At 74.4% G+C, this 25,285-nt stretch carries 27 protein-coding genes; 11 read left to right on the forward strand and 16 right to left on the reverse strand.

Annotation, left to right across the window (positions count from 1 at the left end; genetic code table 11):
• Positions 1-3 precede the first annotated feature (3 nt).
• Positions 4-954, reverse strand: a complete 951-nt coding sequence (locus AB0N29_RS00850) for a sugar ABC transporter permease (protein ID WP_364863333.1) — start codon at positions 952-954, stop codon at positions 4-6.
• Positions 951-2,273: an extracellular solute-binding protein gene (locus AB0N29_RS00855; protein WP_302269954.1), complete on the reverse strand. Its 1,323-nt coding sequence runs from the start codon at positions 2,271-2,273 to the stop codon at positions 951-953. The genes AB0N29_RS00850 and AB0N29_RS00855 overlap by 4 nt, the downstream gene beginning before the upstream one ends.
• Positions 2,274-2,469: 196 nt before the next feature.
• Between AB0N29_RS00855 and ugpC the strand changes: the two genes are divergently transcribed.
• Entirely contained in the window at positions 2,470-3,552 is a 1,083-nt protein-coding gene (gene ugpC / locus AB0N29_RS00860; protein ID WP_302271578.1) for a sn-glycerol-3-phosphate ABC transporter ATP-binding protein UgpC, read from the forward strand.
• A gap of 72 nt (positions 3,553-3,624) precedes the next feature.
• Here the strand turns inward: ugpC and AB0N29_RS00865 are convergent, their stop codons facing one another.
• Entirely contained in the window at positions 3,625-4,551 is a 927-nt protein-coding gene (locus AB0N29_RS00865) for an alpha/beta hydrolase (protein WP_302269955.1), read from the reverse strand.
• Between the two features lie 84 nt (positions 4,552-4,635).
• On the opposite strand from AB0N29_RS00865, the gene AB0N29_RS00870 reads away from it, so the two are divergent.
• The gene (locus tag AB0N29_RS00870) at positions 4,636-5,472 is read left to right on the forward strand and encodes an alpha/beta fold hydrolase (RefSeq protein ID WP_302269956.1); all 837 of its coding nucleotides are present in this window, start codon (positions 4,636-4,638) and stop codon (positions 5,470-5,472) included.
• On the opposite strand, the gene glpX is transcribed toward AB0N29_RS00870, so the two are convergent.
• The 5 genes from glpX to AB0N29_RS00895 all read right to left on the reverse strand — a co-directional run bounded on the left by glpX (position 5,437) and on the right by AB0N29_RS00895 (position 9,540).
• Complete coding sequence (gene glpX / locus AB0N29_RS00875) at positions 5,437-6,441, reverse strand: class II fructose-bisphosphatase (RefSeq protein ID WP_302269957.1); 1,005 nt, start codon at positions 6,439-6,441, stop codon at positions 5,437-5,439. The genes AB0N29_RS00870 and glpX overlap by 36 nt on opposite strands.
• A gap of 111 nt (positions 6,442-6,552) precedes the next feature.
• A complete protein-coding gene (locus tag AB0N29_RS00880; protein WP_364863337.1) occupies positions 6,553-7,590 on the reverse strand; it encodes an ATP-binding cassette domain-containing protein in 1,038 nt (345 codons plus the stop codon).
• The gene (locus AB0N29_RS00885) at positions 7,587-8,375 is read right to left on the reverse strand and encodes an ABC transporter permease (protein WP_302269959.1); all 789 of its coding nucleotides are present in this window, start codon (positions 8,373-8,375) and stop codon (positions 7,587-7,589) included. The genes AB0N29_RS00880 and AB0N29_RS00885 overlap by 4 nt, the downstream gene beginning before the upstream one ends.
• On the reverse strand, positions 8,372-9,148 hold the full coding sequence (gene modA, locus AB0N29_RS00890) for a molybdate ABC transporter substrate-binding protein (RefSeq protein WP_364863340.1): 777 nt from the start codon (positions 9,146-9,148) through the stop codon (positions 8,372-8,374). Before modA ends, AB0N29_RS00885 begins: the two co-directional genes overlap by 4 nt.
• The gene (locus AB0N29_RS00895) at positions 9,145-9,540 is read right to left on the reverse strand and encodes a helix-turn-helix transcriptional regulator (RefSeq protein WP_364863341.1); all 396 of its coding nucleotides are present in this window, start codon (positions 9,538-9,540) and stop codon (positions 9,145-9,147) included. Before AB0N29_RS00895 ends, modA begins: the two co-directional genes overlap by 4 nt.
• A 119-nt stretch (positions 9,541-9,659) precedes the next feature.
• On the opposite strand from AB0N29_RS00895, the gene AB0N29_RS00900 reads away from it, so the two are divergent.
• Complete coding sequence (locus AB0N29_RS00900; RefSeq protein WP_364863343.1) at positions 9,660-10,226, forward strand: DUF4245 domain-containing protein; 567 nt, start codon at positions 9,660-9,662, stop codon at positions 10,224-10,226.
• Here AB0N29_RS00900 and AB0N29_RS00905 read toward each other — a convergent pair.
• Positions 10,223-10,456, reverse strand: a complete 234-nt coding sequence (locus AB0N29_RS00905) for an exodeoxyribonuclease VII small subunit (protein ID WP_364863345.1) — start codon at positions 10,454-10,456, stop codon at positions 10,223-10,225. The genes AB0N29_RS00900 and AB0N29_RS00905 overlap by 4 nt on opposite strands.
• Positions 10,449-11,699: an exodeoxyribonuclease VII large subunit gene (gene xseA / locus AB0N29_RS00910; RefSeq protein WP_364863347.1), complete on the reverse strand. Its 1,251-nt coding sequence runs from the start codon at positions 11,697-11,699 to the stop codon at positions 10,449-10,451. Before xseA ends, AB0N29_RS00905 begins: the two co-directional genes overlap by 8 nt.
• Before the next feature lie 45 nt (positions 11,700-11,744).
• Here xseA and AB0N29_RS00915 point away from each other — a divergent pair, with 45 nt between their 5' ends.
• On the forward strand, positions 11,745-12,752 hold the full coding sequence (locus AB0N29_RS00915) for a 4-hydroxy-3-methylbut-2-enyl diphosphate reductase (protein ID WP_364863349.1): 1,008 nt from the start codon (positions 11,745-11,747) through the stop codon (positions 12,750-12,752).
• Here the strand turns inward: AB0N29_RS00915 and AB0N29_RS00920 are convergent.
• Positions 12,724-14,739, reverse strand: coding sequence for a hypothetical protein (locus AB0N29_RS00920; protein WP_364863351.1), 2,016 nt, complete (start codon positions 14,737-14,739; stop codon positions 12,724-12,726). The genes AB0N29_RS00915 and AB0N29_RS00920 overlap by 29 nt on opposite strands.
• 147 nt (positions 14,740-14,886) lie before the next feature.
• Between AB0N29_RS00920 and AB0N29_RS00925 the strand changes: the two genes are divergently transcribed.
• The gene (locus AB0N29_RS00925; protein ID WP_302269970.1) at positions 14,887-15,510 is read left to right on the forward strand and encodes an L-threonylcarbamoyladenylate synthase; all 624 of its coding nucleotides are present in this window, start codon (positions 14,887-14,889) and stop codon (positions 15,508-15,510) included.
• 4 nt (positions 15,511-15,514) lie between these two features.
• Here the strand turns inward: AB0N29_RS00925 and AB0N29_RS00930 are convergent, their stop codons facing one another.
• The 3 genes from AB0N29_RS00930 to AB0N29_RS00940 all read right to left on the reverse strand — a co-directional run bounded on the left by AB0N29_RS00930 (position 15,515) and on the right by AB0N29_RS00940 (position 17,870).
• The gene (locus AB0N29_RS00930; RefSeq protein ID WP_302269971.1) at positions 15,515-15,943 is read right to left on the reverse strand and encodes a DUF6542 domain-containing protein; all 429 of its coding nucleotides are present in this window, start codon (positions 15,941-15,943) and stop codon (positions 15,515-15,517) included.
• Between the two features lie 31 nt (positions 15,944-15,974).
• On the reverse strand, positions 15,975-17,012 hold the full coding sequence (locus AB0N29_RS00935; protein WP_302269972.1) for a DNA recombination protein RmuC: 1,038 nt from the start codon (positions 17,010-17,012) through the stop codon (positions 15,975-15,977).
• An 81-nt stretch (positions 17,013-17,093) separates the two neighbouring features.
• Positions 17,094-17,870, reverse strand: a complete 777-nt coding sequence (locus AB0N29_RS00940) for an exodeoxyribonuclease III (protein WP_364863354.1) — start codon at positions 17,868-17,870, stop codon at positions 17,094-17,096.
• Between the two features lie 42 nt (positions 17,871-17,912).
• Here AB0N29_RS00940 and AB0N29_RS00945 point away from each other — a divergent pair, with 42 nt between their 5' ends.
• A complete protein-coding gene (locus AB0N29_RS00945) occupies positions 17,913-18,578 on the forward strand; it encodes an HAD-IA family hydrolase (protein WP_364863356.1) in 666 nt (221 codons plus the stop codon).
• Between the two features lie 23 nt (positions 18,579-18,601).
• Here AB0N29_RS00945 and AB0N29_RS00950 read toward each other — a convergent pair whose 3' ends face one another.
• Positions 18,602-19,987, reverse strand: coding sequence for an SLC13 family permease (locus AB0N29_RS00950; RefSeq protein ID WP_364863358.1), 1,386 nt, complete (start codon positions 19,985-19,987; stop codon positions 18,602-18,604).
• Positions 19,988-20,089: 102 nt separating this feature from the next.
• On the opposite strand from AB0N29_RS00950, the gene AB0N29_RS00955 reads away from it, so the two are divergent.
• Positions 20,090-20,713, forward strand: coding sequence for a GntR family transcriptional regulator (locus AB0N29_RS00955; RefSeq protein WP_302269976.1), 624 nt, complete (start codon positions 20,090-20,092; stop codon positions 20,711-20,713).
• A gap of 96 nt (positions 20,714-20,809) precedes the next feature.
• Positions 20,810-21,577 carry a sulfite exporter TauE/SafE family protein gene (locus tag AB0N29_RS00960; RefSeq protein WP_364863361.1) on the forward strand — a complete coding sequence of 256 codons (768 nt, stop codon included), beginning with the start codon at positions 20,810-20,812 and terminating at the stop codon, positions 21,575-21,577.
• Positions 21,578-21,592: 15 nt separating this feature from the next.
• Here AB0N29_RS00960 and AB0N29_RS00965 read toward each other — a convergent pair whose 3' ends face one another.
• Positions 21,593-22,783: a cysteine desulfurase-like protein gene (locus AB0N29_RS00965; protein ID WP_364863363.1), complete on the reverse strand. Its 1,191-nt coding sequence runs from the start codon at positions 22,781-22,783 to the stop codon at positions 21,593-21,595.
• Between the two features lie 92 nt (positions 22,784-22,875).
• Here AB0N29_RS00965 and AB0N29_RS00970 point away from each other — a divergent pair, with 92 nt between their 5' ends.
• The 3 genes from AB0N29_RS00970 (at position 22,876) to AB0N29_RS00980 (ending at position 25,280) form a co-directional block, all read left to right on the forward strand.
• Positions 22,876-23,055, forward strand: coding sequence for a hypothetical protein (locus AB0N29_RS00970; RefSeq protein WP_302269979.1), 180 nt, complete (start codon positions 22,876-22,878; stop codon positions 23,053-23,055).
• Positions 23,056-23,127: 72 nt separating this feature from the next.
• Positions 23,128-24,204, forward strand: coding sequence for a redox-regulated ATPase YchF (gene ychF / locus AB0N29_RS00975; protein ID WP_302269980.1), 1,077 nt, complete (start codon positions 23,128-23,130; stop codon positions 24,202-24,204).
• Positions 24,205-24,248: 44 nt separating this feature from the next.
• Positions 24,249-25,280 carry a hypothetical protein gene (locus AB0N29_RS00980; protein WP_364863366.1) on the forward strand — a complete coding sequence of 344 codons (1,032 nt, stop codon included), beginning with the start codon at positions 24,249-24,251 and terminating at the stop codon, positions 25,278-25,280.
• The last annotated feature ends 5 nt before the right edge of the window (positions 25,281-25,285 follow it).

Here is a 25,285-nt window from a genome sequence, read left to right on the forward strand (position 1 = left end):
CGCTCATCCCTCCTGCCGGGCCGAGGACAGGTCCACGCGGAAGACCTTGACGATCAAGAACGCCACCACGAGGACCGAGAGGAACAGCAGGACCGAGAGCGCCGAGCCGATGCCGAGCTGGAACTGCTCGATGACCTGCCGGTAGGTCAGGAACGAGATCGACTCCGTGCCGTTCGCGCCGGCGGTCATCACGTAGATGTTGTCGAAGATGCGGTAGGCGTCCAGCGCGCGGAAGAGCACCGCCACCATGATCGCGGCCCGCATGTTGGGCAGGATCACCTTGTAGAGCCGCTGGAACCACGTCGCGCCGTCCACCTTGGCGGCCTCGATCATGTCCTCCGAGACCTGCGCCAGGCCGGCGAGCAGCAGCAGCGACATGAACGGCGTGGTCTTCCAGATCTCGGAGACCATGATCGCGACGATCGAGGAGCCGTACTCCCCGAACCAGTCGAAGTCGGCGCCGACGAAGGGCAGCCAGCCGTTGACGAAGCCGTTGTCGGCGGAGAACGCGAACTGCCAGGCGAAGCCCGAGACGACGGTGATGATGCCGTACGGGATGAGGATCGAGGTCCGGATCAGGCCGCGGGCGAAGATCACGCGGTGCATCACCATCGCGAAGGCGAAGCCGATCACCAGCTCGACCGCGACCGTGACGACCATGATCATCACGGTGTTGGCGGTGTCGCGCCAGAAGAGGCTGTCGGTCAGGGCCGTCACGTAGTTCTGCAGCCCGACGAAGCTGCGCTCGTCGGGGTCGGTGAGGCTGTAGTCGAACAGCGAGAGGTAGAGCGCCCGGATCATCGGGAACGCCGTGACCACCAGCATCAGCACGATGGCCGGGGCCACGAGCTTGCGACCGAGGGCGTTCTCGGCCTTCGCCCGGTCCGAGTCCGGGGTCTTCGGCGTGGAGCGCGGCTTCTTCGCCGTGGCGGTCTGCACCGTCGAGGTGGTCACAGCAGGGCCTTCCCGTCGAGGACGGCACGGAGGAACTCGGCCGACTCCTGGGGCGTGGAGTCGGGGTCAACCCCCGTCGGGGAGTGCCAGACCGACTGCAGGGCGCTCGAGATCTGGCTGTAGTAGGCGCTCTTGGGGCGCGGGCCACCGGTGTCGACGCTCTCGCGGTAGAGCGTGAGCAGGTCCGGAGGGTAGGCCTCCTGCAGCTCGGGGGAGTCGTAGACCGATCCGCGCGAGGGCATCAGGCCGTCGGTGACCGCGAGCTGGCCCTGCGCCTCCGGGGAGGTCACGCACACCGCGGCCTCCTGGGCCAGGTCGAGCTCCTCGGTGTAGGCGCCGACGCCGATGTTGATCCCGCCGACCGGGGGCCGGGACTCCTCGCCCTCGACGGTCTGCGGGTAGCGGGCCCAGCCGAGGTCGCGGAACTGCTCCTCGTCGGCCGGGCCGCCGGGCTGGCCGACCGCTCCCTCGTAGTTCTTGTAGACGAAGGTCCAGTTCGTCATGAACTCACCGGGACCCTCGTACATCGCGCCGAGGCTGCTGCCCTCGTTGGAGGTCGACAGGCCCGGCTGGGTCGCGCCGGAGTCGACCAGCTGCTGGATCACGGCCGCGGCAGCGCGACCGGCGTCGGAGTCGATGGTCACCTTCGCGTCCCGGCCCGCCTCGGTGTCCTCGACGATCGAGCCGCCGGCGCCCTGGACGAGGGAGTTGATCCACACGACGTACGCCTCGTAGCGGTCGGCCTGCACGCCCACCGTGGCGCCCTCGTCGGCGGCCGCCGTGATGACCTGCTCCCAGGTCACCGGCTGCTCCATGTCCAGGCCCGCGGCCTCGGCGAGGGACTTGCGGTACCAGAGGACCTGGGTGTTGGCCCACTGCGGGGCGGCGACGACGTCGCCCTCCCACTCGACGGTCTCGGCCGCGCCCGCGAGCACGTCCTCGTCGACCACCTGGTCGGCCAGGTCGCCCTCGAACGGCGCCAGCCAGCCGGCGTTCGCGAACTCCGGGACGAAGACCGGGTCGAGGCTCATCAGGTTGGTCGAGGAGTCCTTGGCCGCGAGCCGGCGCGCCAGCTGCGTGCGCTGGTCGGTGGCGCTGGTGGGCAGCAGCTGGATCTCGATGTCGTACTCGTCGGTGCTGCACGCCTCCGCGATCGCGGTGAGGGTCTCCTGGCCGTCGGGGTTGATGTACCAGTTGAACGTCGTCCGGCCGCCGTCGTCGCCGGAGCACGCACTGAGCAGGCCCGCCGTGCAGACCAGCGTCGCGAGACCGGCGAGCGCACGTCGGCGGCGCGGTCCGGGGGGATCGAATCGGTGCATGGGCGCCTCGCTCGGGATGTGGTCCACATCACTTGCCCGTTCCTGCTGGTCGTCACACCTGCGTCCGGGAGGAATCCCGGAGCGCCCCGTGCGGGCCCGAGCAGGACGGGACCGGCCCGGGGCACTACTGTGTGCCGCGTCACTTCACTACGGATCGTCCGGCACGTACCTGCCGGTGAAGGAGATTGAGAAGAACATGGCAACAGTGACGTTCGAAGGCGCCCAGCGCTGGTACCCCGGCGCCGACCGCGCCGCCGTCCCGGGCATCGACCTGGAGATCAAGGACGGCGAGTTCATGGTGCTCGTCGGCCCGTCCGGCTGTGGCAAGTCCACCACCCTGCGCATGCTCGCGGGGCTGGAGGAGGTCAACGCCGGCAAGATCTTCATCGGGGACCGGGAGATCACCCACACCCCGCCGAAGGACCGGGACATCGCGATGGTGTTCCAGAACTACGCGCTCTACCCGCACATGAGCGTGGCCGACAACATGGGCTTCGCCCTGAAGATGGCCAAGGTCCCCACCGAGGAGCGACGCAAGCGGGTCGAGGAGGCCGCCCGGATCCTCGGGCTGACCGAGTACCTCGACCGCAAGCCCAAGGCGCTCTCCGGCGGCCAGCGCCAGCGCGTGGCCATGGGTCGCGCGATCGTGCGCAGTCCGCAGGTCTTCTGCATGGACGAGCCGCTGTCGAACCTCGACGCCAAGATGCGCGTCCAGACCCGCACCGACATCGCCAAGCTCCAGGCCGACCTCGGCGTCACCACCGTCTACGTCACCCACGACCAGGTCGAGGCCATGACGATGGGCGACCGGGTCGCGGTGATGAAGGAGGGCGTCCTCCAGCAGGTCGACAGCCCGCTGCGCCTCTACGACAAGCCGGTCAACCTGTTCGTTGCGGGGTTCATCGGCTCCCCGCAGATGAACCTCATCGAGGCGACGGCCGTCGACGGCCGGGCCCAGATCGGCGAGTACCTCGTGCCGGTCGACCCGACGGCCGCCAAGGTCATGCAGGGCCGGATCACCGTCGGCGTCCGTCCGGAGGCGTGGCGCGTGGTCTCCGCCGAGCAGGGCGGCCTGCCCGTGCGGGTCACGGTCGTGGAGGAGCTCGGCTCCGACGCGTTCGTCTACGGCACCAGCGACGTGGAGGGCACGCCGGCGAACATCATCGTCCGCGTCTCCGGCCGCGACAAGGTGCACAAGGGGGAGACGATCCACGTCACCACCGACCCCGAGAACGTGCACGTCTTCGACACCGACACCGGTGAGCGCCTCTCCGACTGAGCCACCAGCGTGCGACGAGACCCCCGGCCGCCGGCCGGGGGTCTCGTCGCGCCAGGGCGAGGCCGTCGGGCGTCAGGCGCTCGCGCGGTCGGCGGTGCGCCGGATCGCCGCGGCGAACGTCTCGTGGAGCGCAGGGGGCATGTCGTGCCCCATCCCGTCGATGAGCAGCAGCTCGGCGCCGGGCACGGCCGCGGCCGTGGCGCGGCCGCCGGAGACGTGCACCATCCGGTCGGCGAGCCCGTGGACCACCGTGGTGGGGACCCGCACGCTGCGCAGCCGGGCGCTGCGGTTGGGCTGGGTGAGGATGGCCATCATCTGCCGCATGGTGCCGGCGGCGCTGATGCCGCGGTCCCAGGTCTCCTCGGCCCGCCTGCGCGTCTCCTCCTCGGGCTCGGGGTAGCCCGGTGAGCCGATCAGCCGCCACATCTGCCGGCTGGCCCGGACGTAGGCCTCCCGCGACGCGCGCTTGTTGCCCACCAGCGCCGGCAGCAGGTTCGGGTGCTGCCAGCCGACCGTCCGCTTGCCGGTCGTCGACATGATGCTGGTCATCGAGAGCACCCGTCGCGGCTCCGCGATCGCCATGGTCTGCACGACCATCCCGCCCATCGACACCCCGGCCACGTGCGCCGCGTCGATGCCGAGGTGGTCCAGGAGCCCGAAGGCGTCGGCCGCGAGGTCGGCCATCGTGTACGGCGCGCGCACGCGCCGGCCCGTGAAGGCGCGCACGAGCGCCGCCCGGGTGACCCGCCCCTCCATCCGCGAGGAGCGGCCGACGTCGCGGTTGTCGTACCGGACGACGTAGAAGCCGCGCGCGGCCAGCAGTCGGCAGAAGTCCTCGTTCCACCAGGTCATCGGTCCGCCGAGCCCCATGACCAGCAGCAACGGGTCGTCGTCGGGGTCGCCGAAGGTCTGGTAGCACAGCTCGACGTCCGGGCGGACCGGTGCGAAGAGCTCGGGGGAGACGGCCACCTCGGGAACGTCGGAGGATCTGGCAGACATGCCTGTCAGTGAACCAGAGGACCTGTGGACACCGGTCGTCCGGTTTGGCGGGTGAGCCAGGTCACTTGTGGGTAACGTCGGCACGTGAGCCAGCCGACACTGGGGGCCTTCCTGCTCCCCGAGGGATTCGCGCCCCCGCCCCTCGTCGCCCTCCTGCGCGAGGGCAGCCTCGTGAGCGAGGCCGGCCGCTACGCGCTGCGCAGCCGCACCGAGCGGCGTGCCCGCCGCGCCACGCCGTACGTCGGTCGCGTCCCGGCGCGCCTGGCCGACCCCGTGCTGCTCGTGCCCGGCTTCCTCGCCGGCGACACGTCGCTGTCGTTCATGGGCCGGGCGCTGCGCACGCAGGGCTACCGGACCTACCGCTCGAACATCCGGGCCAACATCGGCTGCACCCTCGACGCCGCCGGCCAGCTCGAGGCGCGGCTGGAGTCGATCGCCGCCCGCCGGGGCTCACGGGTGCAGGTCGTGGGCCACAGCCTCGGCGGGATGCTCGCCCGCGGGGTCGCCGCCCGCCGCCCCGACCTGGTCTCCAGCGTCGTCACCATGGGCAGCCCGGTCATGGCGCCCGGCGCGCACCACGGCGTGCTCACCCGCAGCGTGGACCTGCTGGTCCGGCTGAGCCGCGCCGGCCTGCCGGGGCTGATGTCGGAGGACTGCGTCGCGGGCGACTGCGCGCGGCAGTCGTTCGAGGAGAGCCGGATGCCGCTGGCCGAGCACGTCGCCTTCACCTCGATCTACTCCAAGCGCGACGGCATCGTCGACTGGCGCGCCTGCATCGACCCGCTGGCCCAGCCGATCGAGGTGACGGCCTCGCACATCGGCCTGGCCGTCGACCCGCGGGTCATCGACCACGTGGCCTCGGTCCTGCGCCGGCGGACCGTGGAGTCAGCGGTCGAAGTCGATCGCGGAGTAAGCGCGTAGCTTCTCCAGGCGGTGCTCGCTGGTGATCGAGCGGATCGTGCCGCTGCGCGAGCGCATGACCAGCGAGTGCGTCGTCGCGCCGCCGGAGCGGTAGCGGACGCCGCGGAGCAGCTCGCCGTCGGTGATGCCGGTGGCGACGAAGAAGCAGTCGTCGCCGGTGACCAGCTCGTCGGTGGTGAGCACGGCGTCGAGGTCCAGCCCGGCGTCGACGGCGCGCTGCCGCTCGGCGTCGTCGGTCGGCCAGAGCTTGCCCTGGATCGTGCCGCCGAGGCACTTCATCGCGCAGGCGGTGATGATCCCCTCCGGGGTGCCGCCGACGCCGAGGAGCAGGTCGATGCCCGTGTCCGGGCGGGCGGCCATGATCGCGCCGGCGACGTCGCCGTCGCTGATGAACTTGATCCGCGCGCCGGTCGCCCGGATCTCCTCGACCAGCTCGGCGTGCCGGGGGCGGTCGAGCACGACGACCGTGACGTCGCTGGCGCTGCTGCCCTTGGCCTTGGCCACCGCGTGGACGTTGTCGGCGACCGACTGCCGGATGTCGACGACCTCGGCGGCCTCCGGGCCGGCGACCAGCTTGTCCATGTAGAAGACCGACGAGGGGTCGTACATCGTGCCGCGCGGCGCCACCGCGAGCACCGAGACCGCGTTGGTCATGCCCTTGGCGGTGAGCGTCGTGCCGTCGATCGGGTCGACGGCGACGTCGCACTCGGGCCCGGTGCCGTCGCCGACCTCCTCGCCGTTGTAGAGCATGGGGGCGTTGTCCTTCTCGCCCTCGCCGATCACCACGACGCCCTGCATGCCGATCGTCGAGATCATCACGCGCATCGCGTTGACCGCGACCCCGTCGGCGCCGTTCTTGTCACCCCGGCCGACCCAGCGACCGGCCGCCATGGCGGCCGCCTCCGTCACGCGGACGAGCTCGAGGGCGAGGTTGCGGTCGGGCGACTCCGGGGCGACGTCCAGGCTCATGCCCTGAACCCTAGTGGTCTGCTCCACTTGCCGGCACCACCCGACCGGCGCCTGGGCAACGGCGCGGCCCGGGCGCCGTCCTGGTGGTGGGGACCGGGGACGGGTCGGCGGTCAGCGGGCGTAGACCGAGACCTCGGTGGCCTTCACCGCAAAGGTGACGGCCGTCCCCGGGGCGAGGTCGAGGTCCGCCGCAGCGTGGGCGGTCACGTCCGCGGCGAGGTCCCCGGCCCGCACGCGCACCTGGTCGCCGTGGGGCTCGAGGTCGGTGACCACGACGTCCAGCGCCGTCCGCGGACTGCCGCCCGGGGCGCCCCGGAACACCGAGACGGCGTTCGGGCGGAAGACCGCCACCGCCTCGTCACCCTCGGCCAGGGCCGGACCGCTGGGGGAGCCGGCCACCACTCGGCCGTCCGCGGCGCGGACCGCGCCCGCGGACCAGCGGCCCGCCACCATGTTCAGCCCGGCGACGCGCGCCGCGAACGCGCTGCGCGGCCGGGCGAGGACGTCCCGGCTCGGGCCGTCCTCGACGACCCGGCCCTGGTCGAGCACCACGACGCGGTCGGCCAGCAGCAGGGCGTCGAGCACGTCGTGGGTCACCAGCAGCGTCGTGCGGCCCTCGAGCACCCGCCTCAGGGTCTGGCGCAGCGCCGGCGTCACCGCCACGTCGAGCGCGGCCATCGGCTCGTCGAGCAGCAGCAGCCGGGGCTCGGCGGCCAGCGCGCGGGCCACCGCGACCCGTTGGGCCTGGCCGCCGCTGAGCTGTCCGGGCCGGCGGTCGGCGAGGTCGTCGACGCCGACCTCGGCCAGCCAGCCGCGGGCGCGGTCGCGGGCCGCCCGGCGACGCGCGCCGGCCGAGCGCGGGCCGAAGGCGACGTTGTCGACGGCGGAGAGGTGGGGGAACAGCAGCGGGTCCTGCGCGAGGAGCGCCGTACCTCGTGCGTGCGGCGGCACCTGCCGACGTCCGGTGAGCTCCTCCCCGTCCAGCACGACGCGACCCGCGTCGGGTCGCAAGAGGCCGGCGGCGACCGCGAGGACCGTCGACTTGCCGGCGCCGTTCGGTCCCAGCAGCGCGACGGTCTCGCCGTCGGCGACCTCCAGGGCGACCTCGACGTCCCGGGCGGCCACGGTCGCGGAGAGCTCGAGCGTCACAGCAACGCCCCCGACCGGCCGGGGCGCTGCCGGGCGACGCCGATGACGACGACGGCGACGACCACCAGGACCAGCGACAGCGCGACGGCGCCGTCGACGTCGGTCTCGCGCAGCAGGTAGATCTCGGTGGGCAACGTGCGCGTCACGCCCTGCAGGCTGCCCGCGAACGTCACGGTCGCGCCGAACTCGCCGAGTGCGCGGGCGAAGGACAGCACCGCGCCGGACAGCAGGCCGGGCAGCACGAGGGGGAGGGTCACGCGCCGGAACACGGTGCTCGGGCGGGCGCCGAGGGTGGCGGCGACCACCTCGTACCGCTCCCCGGCCGTGCGCAGCGCGCCCTCCAGGCTGACCACGAGGAAGGGCAGGGCGACGAAGGTCTGCGCCATGACGACCGCCGCGGTGGAGAACGCCACCTGGATGCCCACGACCTCGAGCGACTCGCCCAGCAGGCCCCGGCGGCCGAAGGTGTAGAGCAGGGCCAGGCCCCCGACCACCGGCGGCAGCACGAGCGGGAGCAGCACGAGCGAACGGAGCAGCCCCTGGCCCGGGAACGACGTCCGGGCGAGGACGGTCGCCATCGGCACGCCGAGCAGCACGCACAGCACGGTGCTCGTCGCCGAGGTGCGCAGGCTGAGCCCGAGGGCGTCGCGGGAGGACTCCGAGGTGACCAGCTCGCCGAAGTCCGCCCAGGGCACCCGGGCCACGATCGCCACCAGCGGCAGGAGCACGAACGCCGCGCCGAGCGCCGCGGGCGCCAGGACCCAGCGCGGGACCCCCGGCGTCACGGCAGGCCGAAGCCGGCGTCGCGCAGCACGCGCCGGCCCTCGGCGCCGAGCACCAGGTCGACGAACTCACCGGCCAGGTCCGGCTCGCCGCTGTCGGCGAGGGCGGCGACGGGGTAGTCGTTGACCACCTGGTCGGCCTCGGGCACCTCGATCCCCTCCACCGCGTCGTCCGCGGCGCGGACGTCGGTGACGTACACCAGCCCCGCGTCGGCCTCGCCCGAGACCACCTTGCCGAGGACGTCGGTCACCGACTGCTCCTCGCTGACCGGCTCCAGGTCGACGCCGGCCGCCTCGGCGAGGCGCTCCGCCGCCGCCCCGCACGGGACCGCGGGCGCGCACACCACGAGCCGGACGTCGCCGCCCAGGTCGTCGAGCCCGTCGACGCCGGCGGGGTTCCCCGGCGGCACGGCGAGCTGCAGCGTGTTGGTGGCGAAGACCTCCGGGGCGTCGGCGGTGAGGTCGTCGCCGACCAGCTGGTCCATGTTCGCGGTGTCGGCGGTGGCGACGACGTCGGCCGGGGCGCCCTCCTGCACCTGCGCCACGACGTCGGAGGAGCCACCGACGGACAGCTGCACCTCGACGCCCTCGTGCTGCCGCTCGAAGTCGGCCGCGAGCTGCTCGAACGTGCCGGTCAGCGACGCCGCTGCGAAGACCCGCAGGACGGTCCCGCCACCTGGTCCGGCCGACGCGTCCGAGCCGCCGCCCAAGCCGCACGCCGTGAGCGCGCCGGCGCCCAGGAGGAGGGCGGCCGCGAGGGCCGGTGCGCGCCTCACGGGCGCTCCACCACGACGTTGGTGGACTTCACCGACGCGATCGCGCGGGCGCCGGGCTCGAGCCCGAGCTCGTCGGCCGCCTCGGCGCTCATCAGCGACACGACCCGGTAGGGCCCGCAGACCATCTCCACCTGCGCCATCACCCGGTCGCGCACGACCCGGGTCACGATGCCGGCCAGCCGGTTGCGCGCGCTGACCGACGAGGCGCGCGTCTGCTCCCGGTCGGGGTGTTCGGCCAGGGACTCGGCCAGCGCGGCGAGCTGGTCCCCGGCGACCACCGTGCGACCGCCCTCGGTCGTCGTGGACAGCCGGCCGGCCTCGACCCACCGCCGCAGCGTGTCGTCGCTGACCCCCAGCAGGTCGGCCGCCTCCGCGACCCGGTACGTCGTCATGGGGCGATCATGCCGCATCTGCGGCTGATCTGCGCAGGAACGACCGCACGTGCGGCACTCGCGTGGGGGAAGAGGGCGCGGGATGCCGGTCGGCGGAACGGGGCTGCGAGGATGGACCCGTGAGTGAGACGGGCAGGCCGGGCCGCTACCAGCGCACGACGAACGGCCTGATCGCCAGCATGATCGTCTCGGTCCTGTTCGTCATCGCCTTCGTCGTCTTCCGCTCGGTGTTCCGCAACGACCTCGAGGTCGAGCCGGAGCCGGTCGACTACCTCGACGCCGTCGGAGCCGTGCAGACGACCGGCCGCGACCTGGCCTACCCGTCGGAGCTGCCCGCCGGCTGGATCGCCACGAACGTCGAGGTCTCCGCCACCGGGCAGGAGCCGAGCTTCTTCCTCGCGGTGCTCACCGACGACGGCCGCTTCGTCGGCCTGCGGCAGGAGGACGACAGCCTCGAGGACCTGCTGGAGGAGCACGTCGACGAGAGCACCGACGAGCAGGAGCCCCTGGACGTCGACGGCTCGGTCGCCCCCACCTGGGAGGCCTACGCCGACGAGGGCGGCGACACGGCGTACGCCGCGGAGCTCGGCGAGGAGACGGTCCTCGTCTACGGCTCCGCGTCCGAGGCGGACCTGCGCACCTTCGTCGAGCTGCTGACCACCGACCCGGTCGCGTCCCGGGGCTAGGCCCGGCCCCCGTCCCCGTCCCCGTCCCCGTCCTCCAGCGTGGCGTCGAGCCGCTCGCGGGCTCCGTCGAGCCAGCGCTGGCAGGCGGTCGCGAGCTGCTCGCCGCGCTCCCACAACGCGAGCGACTCCTCCAGGGTGGTGCCGCCGGCCTCCAGCCGCCGCACCACGTCCACGAGCTCCTCGCGGGCGGCCTCGTAGGACAGGTCCTGGTCGGGCTTGCTCTCAGCCATCGGTTCCTCCGGTCGTCTCGAGGGGGTCCGCCTCGACCCCGGTGGTGGTGGCGTGGACCCGGCCGTCGGCGACCCGCACGCTGATCGATGCACCGGCCGCGAGCCCGGCGACCGAGGTGACGACGTGCCCGTCGGCGTCCTGGAGCACGGCGTACCCGCGCTCCAGCGTCGCGAGCGGCGACAGCGCCCGGGCCCGGGCCCGCTGGTGGCCGATGTCGTCGGTGGCCCGGTCGAGGCGGTGGCCGAGGGTGCGGCGGGCGCGGGCGCGCAGCTGCGCCACCTCCTCGACGCGGGCGTCGACCAGCGACCGCGGGTCGGCCAGGGCCGGTCGGGAGCGCAGGGCGTCCAGGCCGGCCTGCTCGCGGGCCAGGAACCCCGCGACGAGCGAGCGCAGCCGCTCGCGGGCGGCCGTGACGCCGCGGAGCTCGTCGACCACGTCGGGGACGACCAGCTTGGCCGCGTCGGTGGGGGTGGAGGCCCGGACGTCGGCGACGAGGTCCAGCAGCGGCTGGTCGGGCTCGTGGCCGATCGCGGAGACCACCGGCGTGCGGGCGGCCGCGACGGCGCGGACGAGCGCCTCGTCGGAGAAGGGCAGGAGGTCCTCCACCGAGCCCCCGCCGCGGGCGATGACGACGACGTCGACCTCCGGGTTGCGGTCGAGCCGGTCGAGCGCCTCCATGACCTCCGCGCACGACCGCGGGCCCTGCATCGCGGCGTACGCCACCTCGAAGCGGACGGCGGGCCACCGGCGGCGCGCGTTCTCCAGCACGTCGCGCTCGGCGGCGCTGCCCGGCGCGGTCACCAGGCCGACGCAGCCGGGCAGGAAGGGGAGCGGGCGCTTGAGGTGGGACGCGAAGAGGCCTTCGGCGGCGAGCAGCTGACGGCGGCGCTCGAGCCGGGCCAGCAGCTCGCCGAGCCCCACCATCCGGATCTCGCGGGCCGCCAGCGACAGGCTGCCGCGGTTGGCGTAGTACGACGGCTTGGCGTGCACGACGACGCTCGCGCCCTCGACCAGCGGCGGGTTGAGCCCGTCGAACAGCACGCGCGAGCAGGTGACCGGCACCGAGATGTCGGCGACCGCGTCGCGCAGCGTCATGAACACCGTCCCCATGCCGGGACGGCGGTTGACCTGGGCGACCTGGCCCTCCACCCACACCGCGCCGAGCCGGTCGACCCAGCCCGCTATCGCGTTCGCGATCTGCCGCACCGGTGCCGGTGCGGCAAGGGAGGTCTCCAGGGCCATGGCCGCGAGATTAGGGGATGCCACCGACGTCTCTATCCTGGTGGCATGAGCACCGACATGGGCATGCCCCCGATCCTGTCGCCGGAGGAGGCCGAGAAGGCCGTCCTCCTCGCGGCACCGCGGGGCTACTGCGCCGGTGTCGACCGCGCGGTCGTCACCGTCGAGCAGGCCCTGGACCTGTACGGCGCGCCGGTGTACGTGCGCAAGCAGATCGTCCACAACAAGCACGTGGTGGCCGACCTCGAGCGCCGCGGGGCGATCTTCGTCGAGGAGCTCGACGAGGTGCCCACCGGCCGGACCGTGGTCTTCTCCGCCCACGGCGTGAGCCCCGAGGTCCACCGCCAGGCCGCCGAGCGCGAGCTGAAGACGATCGACGCGACCTGCCCGCTGGTCACCAAGGTCCACCACGAGGCCAAGCGGTTCGCCGCCGAGGACTACGACATCCTGCTGATCGGCCACGAGGGCCACGAGGAGGTCGAGGGGACCGCCGGTGAGGCGCCGGAGCACATCCAGCTGGTCCAGGGCCCCGAGGACGTCGCCGGCATCGTCGTGCGCGACCCGGCCCGCGTCGCCTGGCTGTCCCAGACCACCCTCAGCGTCGACGAGACGCTCGAGACCGTCGCCGCGATCCGCGAGCGGTTCCCGCTGCTGCTGGACCCGCCGAGCGACGACATCTGCTACGCCACCCAGAACCGCCAGCTGGCCGTCAAGGAGATCGCCCTCGGCGCGGACCTCGTCATCGTGGTCGGCTCGGGCAACTCCTCGAACTCCGTCCGGCTGGTCGAGGTCGCCCTCGAGGCCGGCGCCAAGGCGTCCTACCGCGTGGACGACGCCTCGGAGATCGACGAGTCCTGGCTCGACGGCGTCCGCACCGTGAGCGTGACGTCGGGCGCGAGCGTGCCCGAGTCGCTGGTCGACGGCGTGCTGGCCTACCTCGCCGAGCGCGGGTACCCGGACGCCAAGGCGGTGCACACCGCCGAGGAGAGCCTGATCTTCGCGCTGCCCAAGGAGCTGCGCCGCGACCTCAAGGCCGCGGCCGCGCAGGCCCGCTGAGGCCGGCCACCCGGCGCGCCCGAGCCTTCCGCTCGGCCGCCCTGCGGTCGGCGGCCGTGCCGGTCGCCGGCTCGGCCGCCGGCCCGACGGTCGTCGGTCCGACGGCCCCGCTGGGGCGCGGAGCCTCCTCGGTACGGGCGGGCTGGGTCGCTCGGGCCGGGCGGGCCGGTCGGCGTCGCCGGAGGACCGGGGCCAGCCGGGTCGCGAGCAGCGCGACCAGCAGGAGCACCAGCGCCGCCGCCGCACCGAGGAGCCAGCGCGCCCAGGACCGCCGGTCGCCGGCGTCCGTGCCGTCGGCCCCGGGAGCGGCGGCCACGCCGGGCAGGGCGGACGGGTCCAGGTCGGCCACCGGCCGGCCGGCGTCGCCGTCGCTGACGAGGGCGTCGCCGGTGAGCGTCTCCCAGCCGTCCCGGTCGGCCTGCTCGGCGAGCCGGAGCGCCAGTCCCGCCGAATCCGGGCCCAGGTCGCCCAGGACCAGCAGCGGCAGGCCGTCGGGGTCGCCGGCCTGGAGGGCGGCGCCCGGGGCGCCGTCCGGGTCGGGCAGCAGCGCGGTCCCGGCGGCGGCCGAGTCCTCGGCGGTCGCGCCGACCAGCAGCCCGGAGCGGTCGCCGTCGAGCAGGTCGGCCGGCTCCACGAGCCCCACCTCGAGCGGGTGGGACGCGGCGCGCTGCAGGCTCGCCACGAGCAGCGCCGCGCCGGTGGCGGCGGCGGTGCGGTCCGGGCCGTCGCCGCGGAGCGCGACGGGGAGCACGCCCGCGAGCACCTGCGGGAACTGGGCGAACCCGCTCTCGGGCTCGGGGTCGAGGCGCCCGGTCAGCACGGACGCCTCCGGGTCGATGCGGACCGTCAGCGGTGGCAGGTCGCCGGCCGTGCAGCCGTCCTCGGGGACGGCGGTGAGCACCACCTGCAGCTCCGAGCCGGCGCCCAGGCGGGAGCCCGGGATGGTGGCGGCGACCCGGAACGGCCCGCCCTCGGCCAGCGGGCGGGAGTCCAGCAGGCGCCCGTCGAGGTAGGTGTCCAGCCGGGCACCGGTGCCGGCGGGCGCCGCCGAGGTGGTGCCGGTGAGGTCGACGTCGAGCCGGTCGACCGAGCCGCCGAAGGCGTCCTGCCGCAGCTCGAGGGCGGAGACGGAGCGGCCGTATCCGGTGAGGGTGGTGTCGGCGCCGGTCGCGCCGAGGTCGGTCAGGGTGCGGCGGGCGGCGCCGCCGGCGCCGGCCGCCGGCCGGGCCGGTGGTGCCTCGACGCCCACGAGGCCGACGGCCGCCCCGCGGAGCTCCTCGCCGGACCCGGTCACCGTCGCGGTCGGGAGGCCGTGGCGGACGGCGGTCGCGGTGGTCGGCGCGCCGTCGCCGGGGGAGATGCGGAGGACGCGCTGGCCGGCGCCGGTGCGGGGCAGCACCACGTCCGCCGTCGTGAGGCCGACGGGCACGTCGGCGGGGTAGCGGGCGGCCAGGGCCGCCACGGTCGCGAGCCCGGCCGCGAGCACGTCGTCGGGGGCGGCGCGCGGGACGACCACGTCGACGCGCGAGGCGGCGTCGGGCAGGAACCCGGCCGGGTCGAGGTCGACGGCCTCGGCGCCCCGGTGCAGCAGCGTCAGGTCGGCCAGCCGTACGTCGTACGGCTGGGCGGGGCGGCAGCCGCTCCGGTCGCCCTCCGGGCGGAACCGCACACCGAGCTCGACCGTGCCGTCCGGCCGGACGTCGCTGCGGCGGACCGGCACGGCGACCCGCTGCGAGGGCTTCGCCGGCACCGAGGCGGCGACGGCGCCGTCGACGAGGAGCAGGACGGTGCCGCTCGCGTCGTCCCCGACCGTGAGCGCGCCGGTGACCCAGCGCGGCCGCACCCCGTCGGGCACGGGGACCAGCACCGTGGACGTCTGCTGGGCGCGGGTGTCGAGAGTGCCCACCAGGTCGGCGCGGGCGGCGGACGCGGGTGGCGCGGCGGCCAGCGGTCCGAGGGTCCCGACGGCGAGCGCCGTCGCGGCCACCGCGATGCCGTACCTGCTCCGACGCAGACCTGTTCCCACGAGCGCGCACCCCCCAGTCCTGGCTCACGGACCCGGGGAGCATCCCCGGCGCGGGGGCCGGCCAAACGCCCCGCGCGCGTCCGGTCTGGACGGGACTAGGCTCGCGGGGTGGCCCGCTTCGTCGACATCCATCCCGACAACCCGCAGCCGCGCCTGCTGCAGCAGGTCGTGGACGCGCTCCACGACGACGCGCTGATCGCCTACCCGACCGATTCCGGCTACGCCCTCGGCTGCCGGGTGGGCAACCGGGACGGCCGCGACCGGATCCTGCGGATCCGCGGGCTCGACGACCGGCACCACTTCACGCTGGTCTGCCGGGACTTCTCCCAGCTCGGCCAGCTGGTCCACGTCGACAACGCGGCGTTCCGGGCGATCCGGGCGGCGACCCCCGGCCCGTACACGTTCATCCTGCCGGGGATGCCGGAGGTCCCGCGGCGGCTGCTGCACCCGAAGAAGAAGACCGTCGGCGTGCGGATCCCCGACCACGTCTTCGTCCAGGCGCTGCTCGAGCAGCTGGGCGAGCCGCTGCTGTCCAGCACGCTGATCCTGCCCGGCGAGACCGAGGCTCGGACGATGGGCTGGGAGATCAAGGAGGAGCTCGACCACGACGTCGACGTCGTCGTCGAGTGCGGGGAGACGCCGTCGGAGCCGACGACGGTCGTGGACTGGTCCGAGGGCGAGCCGCAGGTGCTGCGCCGCGGCGCCGGCGACCCGGACCGGTTCGAGGCCTGACCCCTCAGGAGCCGAGCAGGTCGGTGTGCTGGCCCTGGCCGGCCAGCACCCGCTGGCGCACGTAGAGGCAGGCGAGGCAGAGCAGGTAGCCGACCACAAGCGCGAGGCTGTGGGTCGACAGGCCGGACACGACCGCCTGGACCGTGCCGTCGTGCGCCTCGGCGATGGTGTCGGGACCGGTGGTCCCCAGCAGCACGAAGACCCCGAGCATCAGCAGGGGCGGGGCGACGCCGACGACGAAGAAGTCGCGGGGGCGCACGCGCAGCGCGATCACCACGCACAGGGCCACGAAGCACAGGTCGAAGAGCAGCCCCAGGTCCTCGAAGAGCCAGACGTCCACGACCACCGCGGTCAGCGCGACGGCGAGCCCGAGGGCGACCACCTGGAAGGCAGGCTCACGCCCTTCCTCCCACAGCGTCCGGGAACGCTCCACGACTCCTCCTCGCCGCCGGTGCAGCGGCCACTCAGGCCACGGTAGGGCCGCGGTCGGCCTCGTCGGGGGCGCCGCGCCGGTCACCGCGGTCCACCGCCCGCAGCTCGACGGCCCTCGGGGTGGCCAGCTCCTCGTCGGTCACGGCGAGGTCCTGGAACCGCCGCGCCGCCACCAGGACCCGGGACTCCAGCGACCCGACGGCGGAGTTGTAGTGGCCCACGGCGGCGTTCAGGGACCGGCCGACGGAGTCGAGGTGGCCGCCGAGCGTGCCGAGCCGGGCGTGCAGGTCGCGCCCGAGCCGGTGGATGTCGCGGGCCTGCTCGGCGAGCGCCTCGTGGCTCCACCCGTGGGCCACCGTCCGGAGAAGGGCGATGAGGGTGGTCGGCGAGGCGAGCACGACCTGGCGGCTCGCGGCGTGCTCGAGCAGCGCGCCGTCGGCGTCCAGCGCGGCGGCCAGGAACGACTCGGCGGGGACGAACAGCACGACGAACTCCGGCGTCTCGGGCAGCGAGCGCCAGTAGGCCTTGGAGCCGAGCTGCTCCACGTGGGTGCGCAGCTGGCGCGCGTGCCGGGCCAGGTGGTGGCGGCGCTCGTCCTCGTCGTCGGCCGCGCTCGCGTCGAGGTAGGCGTCGAGCGGCACCTTGGCGTCGACCACGACCCGTCGTCCGCCGACGAGGTTGACCACGAGGTCGGGCCGGAGGGCGCCGTCCTCGAGCCGCACCTGCTCGCTGAAGTCGCAGCGGTCGACCAGCCCGGCGAGCTCGACGGCCCGGCGCAGGTGCAGCTCGCCCCAGCGTCCCCGGACCTGCGGCTTGCGCAGCGCCGTGCTCAGGGACTGGGTCTCCCGCCGCAGGTCGTCGACCTGCTGGTGGAGCCGGCCGGTCCAGCCCTCGCGCTGCAGGTCGAGGTGGTGCAGCTGGTCGCTGAGCCGGTCCAGGCCCTGCATGACCTCCGCGGACTCCAGCGCGCCCTCGACCACCGCGGGGCGCGAGCGCGCCCACAGCACGCCGAGCACCGCGCCCAGCGCCAGGCCCACCGCGAGCGCCAGGAAGAACGTCACCGTCTGCATGGGCGACAGCATGGTGCCGCCCACCGACAGTGCCCTGCAGAAGGGCCGAGCGGGCGGCCGTGCCCGGCGCCGGGAGGAGGGTCAGTCGAGGTCGACGACGACCGGCGCGTGGTCCGAGGCGCCCTGGCCGGCCCGCTCCTCGCGGTCGATGAACGCGCCGGTCACGCGCTCGGCGAACGGCGCGGAGCCGAGCACGAAGTCGATCCGCAGCCCGCGGTTGCGCTCGAAGCGCTGCCGGTAGTAGTCCCAGTAGGTGTAGACCTCCGGACCCGGCGCGTGCGGGCGGACCACGTCGACGTACCCGTCGTCGAGGAACCCCTGGAACGCCGCCCGCTCGCGGGGCGTCACGTGCGTCGACGTCGCGAACTGCCGGGGGTCGAAGACGTCCTCGTCGGTGGGGGCGATGTTCCAGTCGCCGACCAGTGCGGTCGGGGTGTCGCGCCACGGCTGCGCGGCGTCGCGCAGCCGGGCCAGCCAGTCGAGCTTGTAGACGTAGTGCGGGTCGTCGACCTTGCGGCCGTTGGGGACGTAGAGCGACCACACGCGCACGCCGCCGCAGGTGGCGCCGACGGCGCGCGCCTCGGACTCGGCCGGGTCGCCCCACCCCGGCTGTCCCGGGAAGCCGACCTCGACGTCCTCGAGGCCGACACGGCTGAGCACCGCGACGCCGTTCCACTGGTTGGTGCCGGCGTAGGCGACCTCGTAGCCCATCGACTGCAGGCCCATCAGCGGCACCTGCTCCTCGCGCGCCTTGGTCTCCTGCAGGGCGAGGACGTCGACGTCGTGCCGTTCGAGGAACGCCTCGACGCGGCCGATGCGGGAGCGGAGGGAGTTGACGTTCCAGGTGGCGAGGCGCACGCCCGTCAGCCTAGGGAGGGGGCCGCGGCTACGGTCGTGCGGGTGATCGTCACCTTCGACCTGTTCAGCGCGCTCACCGACAGCCGGTCCGGCGCCGCCCTCGTGCTGGGCGGCCTCGCCGCCGAGCGGGGCTGGCCGCAGTCGGGGGAGGAGCTCTACGACCGCTGGGACGGCCACAACAAGGCGCTGCAGCGGACCGCGCGGCCGCCGCTGACCTTCCACGACCTCTCCCGCGAGGCGCTGGCGCGCGCCTGGGACGAGCTGGGCGTCGACGCGTCGTACGTCGACGGCGACCTGGCCACCCTCGAGGAGTCGGTCGCCGAGTGGCCGCTGTGGCGCGACGTCGCCGCGGGCGTGGCCGCCGTGGCGCGGGACCACCGCGTCGGCCTGCTCTCGAACGTCGACGACGCGCTCGCTCGCCGCACGCGCGCCCACGCGCTGGTCGACCCCGGGCTGGTGCTGACCTCGCAGCGGCTCGGCGCCTACAAGCCCAGCCCCGAGCTGTACGCCGCCGCGGCGGCGACCGTGGCGCCGGAGCGGCTGGTGCACGTCGCGGCGTCGGCGCGCGACGTCCGGGGCGCTCTCGAGGCGGGCCTGGCGACGGTGCGGCTGGCCCGGCCCGGTCACGTGGTGGACGACGCAGGGCCGCGGCCGCCGGTCGAGGTGACCGACGCCGCGGCCCTGGCCGAGGCGGTCGCGGCCCTCTGAGGAGCCGTCGCCGCAGGGGTGCCTCAGGTGGTCGTGACCACCAGCGCCGCCCAGGCGACGAGCGGGGCGATGAGCACGATCGACATGCCCCACTGCATGAGCCGCTTGAAGACCAGCTCGCGGTCGGCGGCGTCGGCGTTGGCGACGACGAGCGCGCCGTTGGTGGAGAACGGGCTGCAGTCGACGACCGAGCTGGAGATCGCGAGCGCGGCGATCAGCCCGATGGCGTTGACCTGGTCGGTCAGCAGGAACGGCACGGCGAGCGGGATCAGCGCGCCGATGATGCCGGTGGTCGAGGCGAAGGCGGAGACGATCGCGGCGATCAGGCAGATGAGGAGCGCGGCCACGAGCGGCGCGCCGACCTCCGCGACCTGCTCGCCGAGCCAGTCGACCACGCCCTGGTCCTGGAGCAGGTTGACGTAGGTGACGATGCCGCCGATGAGCAGCACGGTGCCCCAGCTGATCTTCTCGACGGCGCCCTTGGCGGAGTCGGGGAAGACGAGGGTGAGGACCACCGCGATCGTCAGCGCCGTGAACCCGACGTCGAGGTCGAAGCCGAGCGCCCCCACCATCAGCGCGCCGAGGCCGAGGAGCGTCACGATGCGCTGGGCGTTCAGGGTGTGCTGCTCGGCGTCCGCCCCGTCGCCGGTGCCGTCGCCGGTGCCCTGGCCGGCGCCGCCGGCAGTGCGGCCGGCCTCGACGGCCGAGTGCGGCGTGCCGGCGGAGCGCTCGCGCATGACCGCGTGGCTGGCGGCCTCGGCCTCCGCGCCCATCGCGGCGACCGTCTCGGTCTCCTTGCCGCGCGCCAGGAGCGCGCGGCCGCCGAACGCGACGTAGGTGATCGCCGCGATGATCGCGGCCGCGGTGAAGGTCGTGAGGAAGAGGACGAGCTGGTTGCCCGGCAGGTCGTTCTGGTCGACGACGCCGTTGGTGATGCTGCCGAAGACGCCGATGGGGGAGAAGCTGCCCGCGGTCGCGCCCTGCACGACCATCATCCCCATCATCACCGGGTTGATCCGGTAGCGCAGCGCGAAGCCCATGGCGACCGGCGCGACGATGGCCACCGCGGCCGGGCTGACCGCGCCGATGGCCGTCACCGCCGCGCAGACGAGGAACATCGCCCAGGGGACGAGCGCCACGCGGCCGCCCACCGCCCGGACCGCGGCGTGCACGATCCAGTCGACGGTGCCGTTGTTCTTCGCCAGCGCGAAGAGGTAGGTGACGCCGACGAGGATCACGAACAGGTCGCTCGGGAAGCCGGCCAGCACGCCGTCGACCTCGAGGTCGTAGACCGCCAGGCCGACGACGAACGCCGCGACCAGGGCGAGGGCGCCCATGTTGACGCCGCGCACGGTCGCCACCAGGAACACGATCACGAGGACCGCCAGGGACACGATTTCGGTGGACACTCACTTCTCCTCGATGTGTGACGCGCGTCATGCGCAGATCGGTCGATCATGTCAGTGGCTAGGCCACCTGACAACCGGGCCACCCGTGCCTAGACTCGCGGCATGTCCGGTGATGAGTCGCGCCGCCTCCCTCCGCTGCGGCGCGAGCGCCTCTACGAAAGCCTGGCCGCGCACATCTCGGACTTCATCGAGGCGCAGGGGCTGGTGGGGGGCGACCGGCTCCCGCCGGAGCGCCAGCTCGCCGCGGAGCTGGGGGTGAGCCGGGCGACCCTGTCGCGGGCGCTCGCCGCGCTCGAGACCCGCGGCCGGATCGAGGTGCGGCACGGCGTCGGTGCGCTCGTCCGCGAGCCCGAGCCGGTCGGCGCCCCGGCGGGTCCGGGGTGGGCCGACCGGATCGGGGAGCGTCCGCGCTCGGAGGTCCTCGTCGCCCGGGAGGCGGTCCTCGCCGGCATGGCCCGGGTGGCCGCCGGTGCCGACAGCGCGCTGCGGATGGCGATGCTGGCGCCGGACGGGCGGCAGCGCTCGTTCGACCACACCTGGCGGTGCGTCCGCCGCCTCTCCGGCGACGGGCTGCTGGCCGAGCTGGACGAGGTGCTGGCCGCCCACGCCCCCGGCCCGCCGGACTCCCCGGCCGTGCACGCCCGGCTCGACCGGCTCGCGGAGGCGGTCCTGCGCGGCGACGCCGCCGCCGCGGCCACGGCCTGCCAGGGCATCCTCGACGCCTGAGCACCCGCCCCGCCCGAGGAGCGAGGCGGGGTTGTGGTTCAGTGGTCAGGCCAGTCCGCGCCAAGCCGAGTGCGCGGTCGACGGAGGGCGGGAACGGTGGACGGCGTCCTCGAGCACGTCTGGGTGGCCCTCGCCGGCTTCGGCGCCGGCCTGCTGACCTCGACCGTCGGCGTGGCCAGCCTGCTGAGCTTCCCGGTGCTCCTCGCCGTGGGCCTGCCGCCGGTGGTCGCGAACGTGTCGAACACCGTCGGGCTCGTCCCGGCCGGCGCCGGCGGTGCCGTCGGGTACCGCCGAGAGCTGGCCGTCCACCCCCGGCTGACCGCGCGCGTGATCGTGCTCTCCGCCCTCGGGGGCCTCGGCGGGGCGGCGCTGCTGCTCGCGCTCCCCTCGAGCGTCTTCGAGGCGGTCGTGCCCTGGCTCATCCTCGGCACCTGCGTGCTGGTGGCCGCGCAGCCGCGGATCTCGGCGGCGCTGCGCGCCAGGCACGGCCCGGAGGAGCGCGCGCCGCGCCTGCGGCTCTCGGCCCCCACGACGGTGTTCGTCGTCCTCACCGGGGTGTACGGCGGCTACTTCGGTGCCGGGGCGGGCGTGATGATGATCGCGGTGCTGGCCCTCGGGCTGGATGTCGACCTCGGCGTCATCGCCGGGATCCGGACCACCTCCCTGATGGCCTCGAACATCGTCGCCGGACTGGTCTTCACCGTCGTGGCCGACGTCGACTGGGCGGTCGTCGCGGTGCTGGCCCTCAGCTCGGTCGGTGGCGGCTACCTCGGCGCACGGATCGCCCGGCGCCTGCCCGCGTCGGTGCTGCGTGCCGCCGTCCTGGTCGCCGGGGTCGTCGCGGCGGTCACGCTGCTCGCCTAGGGACGGCCGGGCGCGTCACCGCCGGGTGAGGTCCTCCAGCGCGGCGAGGAGGCGGTCGACGTCCCCGGCCGAGGTGTACGCCGCCAGGCCGGCGCGCACGCCGCCGGCGTCGCCCAGGCCCGCGTGCCGCGACGCCTCGATCGCGTAGAAGTGTCCGGCCGGGGCGTTGACCCCCGCGGCGGCGAGGTGCCGGCTCACGTCGGCCGGTGCGCGCCCCTCCACCGTGAGCAGCACGGTCGGGGTGCGCCGGGCCGGGGCGCCGTGGAGCGCGACCCCGTCGATCGCGCGCAGCCCGACGAGCAGCCGCTCGAGCAGCGCGGCCTCGTGGGCCTCGACGGCGCCCATGGAGGCGGTCAGCCGCTCGCGTCGGCTGCCGGTCCCGGGCTCGACGCCGGCCATGAAGTCGACCGCGGCGGTGATACCGGCCAGCAGCTCGTGGGGGAGCGTGCCGAGCTCGAAGCGCTCGGGCACCGCGTCGGTCGACGGCAGCAGCTTGTCAGGGTGCAGGGTCTCCAGGAGGGCCGGGTCCGCCGCCAGGACGCCGAGGTGCGGGCCGAAGAACTTGTACGGCGAGCACACGAGCACGTCGGCCCCGAGGGCCACCCGGTCGACCGGCGCGTGCGGCGCCAGGTGCACCCCGTCGACGTGCACCAGCGCTCCGACCTGGTGCGCGGCGTCGGCCACGCGACGTACGTCGGGGCGGGTGCCGAGGAGGTTCGACGCGGCCGTGACCGCGACCACCCGCGTGCGCTCGGAGAGCAGGGGTGCGACGTCGTCGAGCTCGGCGGTCACCGGGTCGAAGCCCAGCCACCGCACGGTCGCGCCGGCGCGCTCGGCGGCGATGACCCAGGGCCGGATGTTCGCGTCGTGGTCGAGCCGGGTCACCACGACCTCGTCACCGGGGCCCCAGGACCGGGAGAGCGTGCGGGCGAGGTCGAAGGTCAGCTGCGTCATCGAGCGGCCGAACACCGCGCCACGGGGGTCGGTGCCGAGCAGGTCCCCGACGGCCGCGCGGGCCTCGGCGACGACCCGCTCGGTGCGCCGCTCGGCCTCGGTGGTGGTGCCCCGGTTGCCCAGGCCGGCGGTCATCGCGCCCGCCACGGCCTCGGCCACCTGGCGCGGCACCTGCGAGCCGCCGGGCCCGTCGAAGTGGGCGACCCCGAGGTCGAGGGCGGGGAAGCAGGCACGGGTCCGGTCGACGTCCACGCGGCGATGCTGCCACCCCCGGCGTGGCGCCGGTTGCGGCGACCCGGAGGCGGGCACCGGAGCAGTCCAGCACGTCGAGGAGGGAGACCGAGATGAGCAAGCTGAACCAGGTGGTAAGCCGGGTGGCGGCCGGTGCGAGGCGGACGCCGCGGACCGGCGGGGCCGGCACGGGAGGCATCGGGACCGGGCGGCGCACGCCGGGCACCGGGCGCCGGCCGCAGGACGAGGCGGTCGGGCGCGGGGTCCGCGGCCTGCTGCGCCGCTTCCGCTAGGACGTCACGCCCCGTCAGGGACCCGGTCGGTGATTCGGCCGGGTCCCTCGCGTCTCCGTAGACTGCCCGCCCGTGGCTCTCACCATCGGCATCGTCGGTCTCCCCAACGCGGGCAAGTCCACCCTCTTCAACGCCCTGACCAAGAACGACGTGCTCGCGGCGAACTACCCGTTCGCCACGATCGAGCCGAACGTCGGGGTCGTGGGCGTGCCGGACGAGCGGCTGCCGGTGCTCGCCGAGATCTTCGGCAGCGCCAAGATCCTCCCGGCCACCGTGGAGTTCGTCGACATCGCCGGCATCGTCCGCGGTGCGTCCGAGGGCGAGGGCCTGGGCAACAAGTTCCTCTCCCACATCCGTGAGTCCGCGGCGATCTGCCAGGTCACGCGCGTCTTCCGCGACGAGGACGTCACCCACGTCGACGGCGAGGTCAACCCCGCCAACGACATCTCCACGATCCAGACCGAACTCGTCCTCGCGGACCTGCAGACGGTCGAGAAGGCGATCCCGCGCCTGGAGAAGGAGGCGCGCGGCAACAAGTCCCTCGTGGCCAACCTCGACGCCGCCAAGGAGGCCCTCGGCCACTTGGAGGCCGGTACGCCGGTCATCGCCACCTCGGTGGACCGCGACCTCGTCCGCGAGCTATCGCTGCTGACCGCCAAGCCGTTCATCTACGTGTTCAACTGCGACGCCGACGAGCTCGCCGACGAGGCGCTCAAGGACCGGATGCGCGAGATCGTCGCCCCCTCCGAGGCGATCTTCCTCGACGCCAAGTTCGAGTCCGAGCTGGTCGAGCTCGGCGACGACGACGAGGCGCGCGCGATGCTGGCCGAGATGGGCGTCGAGGAGCCCGGCCTCGACGTGCTCGCCCGCGTCGGCTTCGACACCCTCGGGCTGCAGACCTACCTGACCGCCGGCCCCAAGGAGACGCGGGCCTGGACGATCAAGAAGGGCGCGACCGCCCCCGAGGCCGCCGGCGTCATCCACACCGACTTCCAGCGCGGCTTCATCAAGGCCGAGATCGTCTCCTTCGCCGACCTCGTCGAGGCCGGCTCCATGCAGAAGGCCAAGGAGGCCGGCAAGGTCCGCATGGAGGGCAAGGACTACGTCATGGCCGACGGCGACGTGGTGGAGTTCCGCTTCAACGTCTGATCCCGTCCGTTTGGCGGGCACGCTCGCGGGGCAGGTCAGGAGGCGTGAGCGCCCCCTCCCGCCGTCAAGCAGCACTCGTCGCGCTCGTGGCCGTGGCCCTCTCCGGCCTGGCCGCCTGCTCCTCGGCGGACGCGGTGGACGTCGGCGACGTCGAGGCGTACACCAGCGGGACGCCCGCCGGCACCGAGGTCTCCGTCGTCGTGCCCGTCGGCACCCTCGAGGTGGTGGTGGCCGAGCCTGCCGAGGAGATCGGCGAGCTGCGCGCGCCGGACGGGGGGAGCCTCGTCCGCGTGGCGACCCGGTTCCGGGACGGGCTGGGCCGCGCGGACGTGTGGGACCTCGCCGGCCGCGCGGGAGCCGCCCGCTCCGTCGAGCTCGCCCTCGGCGCCGGTGACCGCGACTACGGGCTGGGCGTGGTCCGTGACGGCGACGGCACGGACGCCGGTGGGTCCGTCCGGGCGCCGGAGGACCTCGTCGTGGCCGTCGACGGCACGCCCGAGGAGCTGGCCGACGGGCTGACCCTCGAGGTCGGCTACGACGGCCTCACCCAGACCGTGTCCGTGCCCGGTGGTGAGCGGACCGCCGGTCCCGCCGACGCGCTCTACGAGGACACCCCCGACCCGTCCTCGCTGCCGACCCAGGACTGCGAGCCGCGGCTGCGGCCCGCGGGCGCCACGGTCGCGGGCCTGCGCTGCGAGGTCGGCGCCGTCCGGGCGCTGCCCTACGTGCCCGACCTGGGCTGGGCCGCCGAGGGCACGACGTGGCTCGTCGTGGGGGCGGGGCTCGAGCTGCCCGGCGCCGAGGTCGACGGGGCGACGTACGCCGTGGAGTCGGTCGACCTGGCGGTCGAGGCCGACGGGCAGGCGCCCGACCTCGTCCTCGACGCCGCGGAACGGGGCGGCCGGGTGAGCGGCCAGCACGTCTTCGCCGTCCCGGCGGACTCCCCGAGCGCCCGGATCTCGATGCGGGCGCGGAGCGAGCTGCGCCTGCAGCAGGGCGCCGGCGCGCCGGCCGCCCGGCAGCTGGTCGCGACGGCGAGCACCACGGTGGAGGTGCCCGACACCGCAGCGCAGTGACCGAC

The sequence above is a fragment of the Nocardioides sp. NPDC092400 genome, assembly GCF_040684155.1.
Taxonomy (GTDB): domain Bacteria; phylum Actinomycetota; class Actinomycetes; order Propionibacteriales; family Nocardioidaceae; genus Nocardioides.

Coding starts and splice junctions, on each gene's coding strand:
- AB0N29_RS00855 (WP_302269954.1), bottom strand. CDS start 2,273: ATGCACCGATTCGATCCCCCCGGACCGCGCCGCCGACGTGCGCTCGCC.
- ugpC (WP_302271578.1), top strand. CDS start 2,470: ATGGCAACAGTGACGTTCGAAGGCGCCCAGCGCTGGTACCCCGGCGCC.
- AB0N29_RS00865 (WP_302269955.1), bottom strand. CDS start 4,551: ATGTCTGCCAGATCCTCCGACGTTCCCGAGGTGGCCGTCTCCCCCGAG.
- glpX (WP_302269957.1), bottom strand. CDS start 6,441: ATGAGCCTGGACGTCGCCCCGGAGTCGCCCGACCGCAACCTCGCCCTC.
- AB0N29_RS00895 (WP_364863341.1), bottom strand. CDS start 9,540: ATGACGACGTACCGGGTCGCGGAGGCGGCCGACCTGCTGGGGGTCAGC.
- AB0N29_RS00905 (WP_364863345.1), bottom strand. CDS start 10,456: ATGGCTGAGAGCAAGCCCGACCAGGACCTGTCCTACGAGGCCGCCCGC.
- xseA (WP_364863347.1), bottom strand. CDS start 11,699: ATGGCCCTGGAGACCTCCCTTGCCGCACCGGCACCGGTGCGGCAGATC.
- AB0N29_RS00915 (WP_364863349.1), top strand. CDS start 11,745: ATGAGCACCGACATGGGCATGCCCCCGATCCTGTCGCCGGAGGAGGCC.
- AB0N29_RS00935 (WP_302269972.1), bottom strand. CDS start 17,012: ATGCAGACGGTGACGTTCTTCCTGGCGCTCGCGGTGGGCCTGGCGCTG.
- AB0N29_RS00955 (WP_302269976.1), top strand. CDS start 20,090: ATGTCCGGTGATGAGTCGCGCCGCCTCCCTCCGCTGCGGCGCGAGCGC.
- AB0N29_RS00970 (WP_302269979.1), top strand. CDS start 22,876: ATGAGCAAGCTGAACCAGGTGGTAAGCCGGGTGGCGGCCGGTGCGAGG.